Source organism: uncultured Rikenella sp. (genome assembly GCF_947628055.1).
In the GTDB taxonomy this organism is placed as follows: Bacteria; Bacteroidota; Bacteroidia; order Bacteroidales; family Rikenellaceae; genus Rikenella.
Genome location: NZ_CANQYJ010000126.1, coordinates 1 through 6,525, shown reverse-complemented (window position 1 = coordinate 6,525; position 6,525 = coordinate 1). Strand labels below are relative to the sequence as shown.

At 57.4% G+C, this 6,525-nt stretch carries 4 protein-coding genes; 1 reads left to right on the top strand and 3 read right to left on the bottom strand.

Annotation, left to right across the window (positions count from 1 at the left end):
• Positions 1–131 precede the first annotated feature (131 nt).
• From Q0Z93_RS09380 to asnS, 3 genes are all read right to left on the bottom strand, one after another.
• Positions 132–1,625, bottom strand: coding sequence for a GDSL-type esterase/lipase family protein (locus tag Q0Z93_RS09380; protein WP_298064870.1), 1,494 nt, complete (start codon positions 1,623–1,625; stop codon positions 132–134).
• A 158-nt stretch (positions 1,626–1,783) separates the two neighbouring features.
• A complete protein-coding gene (gene rpoN, locus Q0Z93_RS09375) occupies positions 1,784–3,202 on the bottom strand; it encodes an RNA polymerase factor sigma-54 (RefSeq protein WP_298064868.1) in 1,419 nt (472 codons plus the stop codon).
• Between the two features lie 168 nt (positions 3,203–3,370).
• The gene (asnS, locus tag Q0Z93_RS09370; protein WP_298064867.1) at positions 3,371–4,738 is read right to left on the bottom strand and encodes an asparagine--tRNA ligase; all 1,368 of its coding nucleotides are present in this window, start codon (positions 4,736–4,738) and stop codon (positions 3,371–3,373) included.
• A gap of 122 nt (positions 4,739–4,860) precedes the next feature.
• Between asnS and Q0Z93_RS09365 the strand changes: the two genes are divergently transcribed.
• A complete protein-coding gene (locus tag Q0Z93_RS09365) occupies positions 4,861–6,033 on the top strand; it encodes a DNA polymerase III subunit delta (protein ID WP_298064865.1) in 1,173 nt (390 codons plus the stop codon).
• The last annotated feature ends 492 nt before the right edge of the window (positions 6,034–6,525 follow it).

Sequence of the window (6,525 nt, the reverse complement as noted above, 5' to 3'; positions counted from 1 at the left end):
GAGCAGCGTTCCGAGGGCAGAGGCCGCTGGCGGACTATGCCGAGGTAGCGCGAGGAAGCCGGAGGCAAAACAAGCGAAGCGCAGTTAAAGAGAACAGTACCCTCAAACATAGGGTAGTGATTAAACGAACATTATTGTGTTGTAGCAGTCGTAATCGCATTGAACAGAGCCGTAGCAATTTTTTTACCCCCCCGAGCCGAGATATGCGTATAATCCTTCGCCGCCCAGCCATTCTTCACGAAAGTACCCATTCCCCCCGCCGCACGCATCACATCGTAAGTATTCCAGAACAGCACCCCGCAATCCCGCGCCACCTCCTCCTGCGTTTGCACCATCGCCCGGATCCCCGGCATCGTCACGAACGTCCCGTTGCTGCGCGTAGCCCGGTCGCCCACACTCATAATCAGGATCGCCACCCCCGGGAAACACTGTTTGATATGATTCACCACCGCCGTCATCTGCTTACGGTACGTCGAATAATTCGTCACCTGGCTCGAGACCACATTCAGTCCATATTGCAGAATAATCAGATCATAAGGCGACAGCCTGCCGAACTGTTCGCTCAGCGAACGGTCGATCCGTCCCATCACCGTGCCCGGATTGCCCCGTACCGAGAAATTATCCACACTCACGCCCGTCGGATTCTCCAAGAACACCCCGTAGGCTCTGAACCCCTCCACATCGCCGACCTGATAGCGGATCGACCGGAAATCGCCATCGAGCTGCACCTCCTGCAAAGCCTCCAGCGGATCGGTATTGAACAGGAACTCCTCCTCCCCGTTGACCGTCGCGCGGATCACCGAACGGCCCCGGCTGATGAACAGCAACCGCGCCCGGCCGAACCGGTCGAGATGTTTTTTACTGTGGGAACCCTTGTACTCCACATAGCTGTTCTCCGAAGGAGTGAAATGAAAAGCCGAGATCGTATAACCGTTCTCCTTGCTGTGGACGATGGAGCTCTGTTTCCATTTGCCGAACTTGTGTCCGACCGTCTGCCGGAATCCGGCTACCTGCGAAGTGATCGGCACGAATCCCACCCCTCCCCCGCCATACCGGTTTTGCATCAGTTCTCGGAAATCCGAAGTCAGCAAGTCGCCTTCGATAAAAGAATCGCCCATAAAGCCGATGCGCAGCGGACGCCGCATCTCCTGCACATGGGCCAGCTTGCCGGTGAAAGTGCGCAGCATGGTTTTGTCCGGCGAATAGTCCGTGATCGGAACGATGTCCCCCACCTCAACCGGTGGTGCGGAAGGAAGCGTATCGGACGGAGCGGATTGAGGGATCGGGGGAATTTTTGGGGGATCCATGGGATTCTCCGGAGCGGCAGGCTCAGGCTCCACCAAAATAGTGCTGACCGGCCGGCTGCTGTCTCCCGCAGGCGACGAAGTGGTGTCCGGTTCGGTAACCGACCGGACGGAATATCCCTGCTTCCGGGTACCGGCACCGACCTCGGCGTCGAGCCGGTCGAGATTTTCCACCGTATTGCCCCGGTTGAGGTCGGCGAGAATATCCACCGGTTTGAGACCGGCTTTCTCTACCACAGGTGCCGGGATATATCGGAGTCCGATTGTCATCAGGACGACCAGCACGGCCAGTCCGAAGACATAGCGGATGTAGTTTTTCATAGTTCGTTCGAGAGGACAAATCGTTGCAAAAGTAGCGATTTAAATCGGTTTGCAGGGCTTTGTGCTCTAATTTTTGGCAGTGAACGGATACAAAAAAGCCGTCCTTCATGCCAAAGGACGGCGAGCGGTTAAACGAGAATCCCGCCCTGCCCAAAAAGTTACAGCTCTTTCCGCAGTCTCGATGCCGGAATGCCCAGCATCTCGCGGTATTTGGCCACCGTCCGGCGCGCGATCTTGTATCCCTTCGCCGTCAGCGTATCCATCAGTGCCTCGTCGGTCAGCGGATCGCGTTTGTCTTCGTTCTCGATCGCCTCGGCCAGTATCCGCTTGATTTCGCGCGTGGAGACTTCCTCGCCGCTCTCAGTCGGCAGCCCCTCGGAAAAGAAATATTTGAGCAGGAATACCCCGAAATGGGTCTGTATGTACTTGCTGTTGACCACCCGCGAGATAGTGGAGATATCGAACCCTGTGGCATCCGCAATGTCCTTGAGGATCATCGGCCGCAGCTTCGCCTCGTCGCCCTCGACGAAATAGTCGTGCTGGAACTGCAAGATCGCCCGCATGGTCTTCATCAAGGTCTCCTGCCGCTGCTTGATCGCGGAGATGAACCATTTGGCCGATTCGATTTTCTGTTTGATGAATTGCAGCGCCTCTTTGTCCGCCTCGCTCTGCGCGCTGCCGTTCATCGCCTTTTCGGCCATCCTCAGGTAGCTGCTGTTGATCCGCAGGTCCGGCACGCTGCGCGAAGCCAGTTGCAGGTCGAAGCTGCCGTTGCTGTAGTCCAGAACGAAGTCCGGGATGATGTTCGGCACCGCTGCCGAACTTTCGTCGGAATAGCCGTTGGTGGGTTTCGGGTTTAGGTGCATGATCTCCTCCAAGGCCGCCCGAAACTCCTCTTCGGAAACCCCTAACCGCCGCATCATCCGTTCGTAGTGTTTCTTGACGAACGCGTCGTAGTGATCCGTGAGTATAGCTATTGCCAGCCTCACCGCCGGCGTCTGGTTCCGCAGGGCTTTCAGCTGGATGACGAGGCATTCCCCCAAGTCGCGCGCCCCGATCCCCGCCGGGTCGAGCGTCTGGATCACGCCGATCACCCGGTCCACCTCCTCGTCGGTCACCTCAATCCCCTGTGTAAAGGCAATGTCGTCGGTGATGGAAGCCGTCGGTCGGCGCAGATACCCGTCATCGTCCAGCGTTCCGATCACGAAGCGGGCGACGGTCATTTCCCTGGCGTTCAGGTCGTGGTAGGCCAGCTGTTCGATCAGAAAGTCCTGGAGCGACATCCCCTGCGACAAGGTCGGGGATTTCCGTTCGTCGTCTTTCGAGGTGTTGTTGGTTTTCAGTTTATAGGATGAGGCGCTTTCTTCGTTGCGAATATAATCCTCCAGCGTCAACTGCGCCTCGTCCTGCTCGTTTTCGCGCTCCTCTTCTTCGAGCACCGGGTTTTCCTCGATCTCCTGCTTGACGCGCTGCTCCAGCTGGAGCGTGGGAAGCTCCAGCAGCTTGATGCCCTGTATCTGCTGCGGTGAAAGCCGCTGCTGCAATTTCTGTTCTAAACTTTGAGTAATAGTTGCCATATATTATTGATAGTATCGGGAAACGGCTCTGCAGGGAGCCGTTTGGACAAATATAAACATTTTGGCCTGATATCCCAATTTCGTGTCATTTTAAGTCCTTTTTCCTGCAAACCAAACGACCTGCGCGGATAGCCGCGCAGGTCGCGAGTCTGTCGACCGGAATAAATGTCAGAATTCCGCATTTTTCGGCGTGCGCGGGAACGGGATCACATCCCGGATGTTGGTCATCCCCGTGACGAACAGCACCAGCCGTTCAAACCCTAACCCGAACCCGCTGTGCGGCGCGCTTCCGAACCGCCGTGTATCCAAATACCACTGCATCGTCTCGGTCGGCACCCCCATTTCGTCCATCCGTGCCACCAGCTTATCGTAATCCGCCTCGCGTTCCGACCCGCCGATAATCTCCCCGATCTTCGGAAAGAGCACGTCCATCCCCCGCACCGTCCGTCCGTCCTCGTTCTGCTTCATGTAGAACGCCTTGATCTCTTTCGGATAGTCCGTCATGATGACCGGCCGCCGGAAGTGTTGTTCCACCAAGTAGCGTTCGTGTTCCGCCGCCAAGTCCGCCCCCCAGAAGACCGGAAACTCGAATTTCACCCCTTTGGTGTCCCGCGCTTCCTCCAAAATCTTGACCCCCTCGGTGTAAGTGAGCCGCACGAAGTCGTTCGCCGTCACGAACCGCAGCCGCTCCGTCAGCTCCGCATCGTACATCTTTTCGAGGAATGCCAGATCGTCCGCACAATGCTCCAACGCATAATTGACCAAGTATTTGATGAAATCCTCCGCCAGATTCATGTTGTCCTCGATCTCGTAGAACGCCATCTCCGGCTCCACCATCCAGAATTCCGCCAGGTGCCTCGGCGTATTCGAGTTTTCGGCCCGGAACGTCGGCCCGAACGTGTAGATCTGCCCCAAAGCCATCGCCGCCAGCTCCCCTTCGAGCTGTCCGGAAACGGTCAGGTTGGTGGGCCGCCCGAAAAAGTCTTCGTTGAAGTCCGTCTCTCCCGGCGCGAGCGTCGTCACGCGGAACATTGCTCCCGCCCCCTCCGCATCCGAAGCGGTGATGAGCGGCGAGTTCCAGTAGTAGAACCCCCGGTCGTTGAAATACTTGTGAATGGCATACGCCATCGCGTGCCGGATCCGGAACACCGCCCCGAAGGTATTGGTTCGCGGCCTCAGGTGTGCGATCTCGCGCAAAAATTCGAGGGTATGCCCCTTTTTCTGCAACGGATAGCTCTCCGGATCGGCCAGCCCATAGATTTCGATCGTTCGGGCCTGAATTTCGACCGGCTGCCCCGATGCCGGCGAATCGACCAGCAGACCTGTCACTTTCAGACAAGCCCCTGTCGTAATGTTTTTGAGCAGCGTTTCGTCGAATGCTGCCGTCTCCGCCACCACCTGAATATTATGGATCGTCGAGCCGTCGTTCAAGGCGATGAATGCCACGTTCTTGTTCCCGCGTTTGGTGCGCACCCACCCTTTGGCCGTCACTTCGACGTTCCGCTCGCCGTGTGCGAGCAACTCTGCTATTCTCATGGTTCTGAATCGGTATGTGTGAATTGTTCTGACTTCCCCCGTGCGAAAGGCGAAGATATGCAAAATTTCCGTATCTTCGTCTGTCGTCGCGCGGCTTTTCTCGGTGCGACCTCTTTTCGGATATGCGATTCAGGGACATCATCGGACACGATGAAATCAAACGCCACCTGTGCCGGACGGTGCGGCAGGGACGGATCAGCCACGCCATGCTTTTCACGGGGGCCGAAGGGGTGGGGGCGCTGCCTATGGCGCTGGCTTATGCGCAGTATGTCCATTGCCGCAACCGGACGGACGAGGATTCGTGCGGCGAGTGTCCGGAGTGCTACCGGATGCAGCGGATGGAACATCCGGACTGCCACTACATCTATCCGGTGAATGCGTCGAAAGAGGCGGTGGCGACGGGCCGGGCGGACGAGAAGCCGCGGAGCGAACAGTTCGTGCATGTTTGGCGGCGGATCGTTCCGGAAACCGGGGGGTACCTGACCGAACAGGAGTGGTATGCGGAATTGGGGATCGAGAACCAGCAGGGGATCATCAACAAGAACGATGCGAACGAGTTGGTGCGCCAGATGGGGTTCAAGTCGTTCGAGGGGGGCTATAAGACGGTGATCGTGTGGCTGCCGGAGCGGTTGCACGAGGCGGCGGCCAATACGCTTCTGAAGTTAGTCGAGGAGCCGCCGGAGCGGACGCTGTTCCTGTTCGTGAGTGCGGAGCCGGAGCGGATCATCGCGACGATCCGGTCGCGGACGCAGACGGTGGCTTTGGCGGGGGTGCCGGACGAGGTGATTGCGCGGGAATTAGTTGTCCGGAAAGGGATCGCGCCGGAGCGGGCGGCTCAGGTGGCGCATCTGGCGCAGGGAAGCTGGGGGGCGGCGGTGCGTATGGCGGCGAATGCCGGCGGCGTACAAAGCGAGCACGAGGAGCGGTTCATCCGGCTGATGAGGCTGTGCTACCAACAGAAGTATTTGGGACTGTTCGACTGGGCGGAGGAGATGGCGCCGCTGGGACGCGAGGCGCAGAAGCAGTTCTGTACGGCGGCTTTGGGGATCGTGCGGGAGTGCTATCTGACGGGGATCGGGATGGAGTCGATTGCTTACGCGGATCCGGGGCGGGAGCGGTTCTGCCGGAATTTCGCGCCGTATGTGTCGCATGTCACGGTGGAGGCTTTCGTGGCGGAGTTTGAGCGGTTGTTGGCGCAGATCAAACAGAATGGGAATCCGCGCATTCTGTTCACGCATTTTGCGATGTGTGTCTGCAAGATCATCGGGGCGGCGCGGGTGGCACTCAAAAAATAATGCGATTATATTTTAACTGTTTTTTCGGCTCGGGCTGGTGCCGATTTCTATAGGTGTGGCCTTTACCCTAAAAGCTCAGCGGCCGATCCGGTCTGTAACTGCCCTTTCTTGGCCGGCGCCAGCGGGGCGAAATAAACCTACGATTAATACCCAGCAGTGTCAGGGAGGATACAGGCACGACATTTCCGGTACCGTTTTTCGCCTACACGAAACCGACAAAACCTGAAAGCAAAAGTTATACAAAAGGAACGCGAATGAAAAGAGCCTTTCCGGTATATTCGGAAAGGCTCTTTGCAAACAACCGCAGGAAACAGGTGCTACTTCTTTTCGATTTTGGCCATTTCATCCTTCAGACGCTGAACGAACTCCTCCGGCGTGCGGCTCGACCCCACCAAACGACCCAACTCCTCGCCTTTGCTGTTCAGAATCAGCATAGTCGGATAGCCCTTCACAGCATACCTTTTCGCCAATTCGATCCCCTCGCCCTTTTCG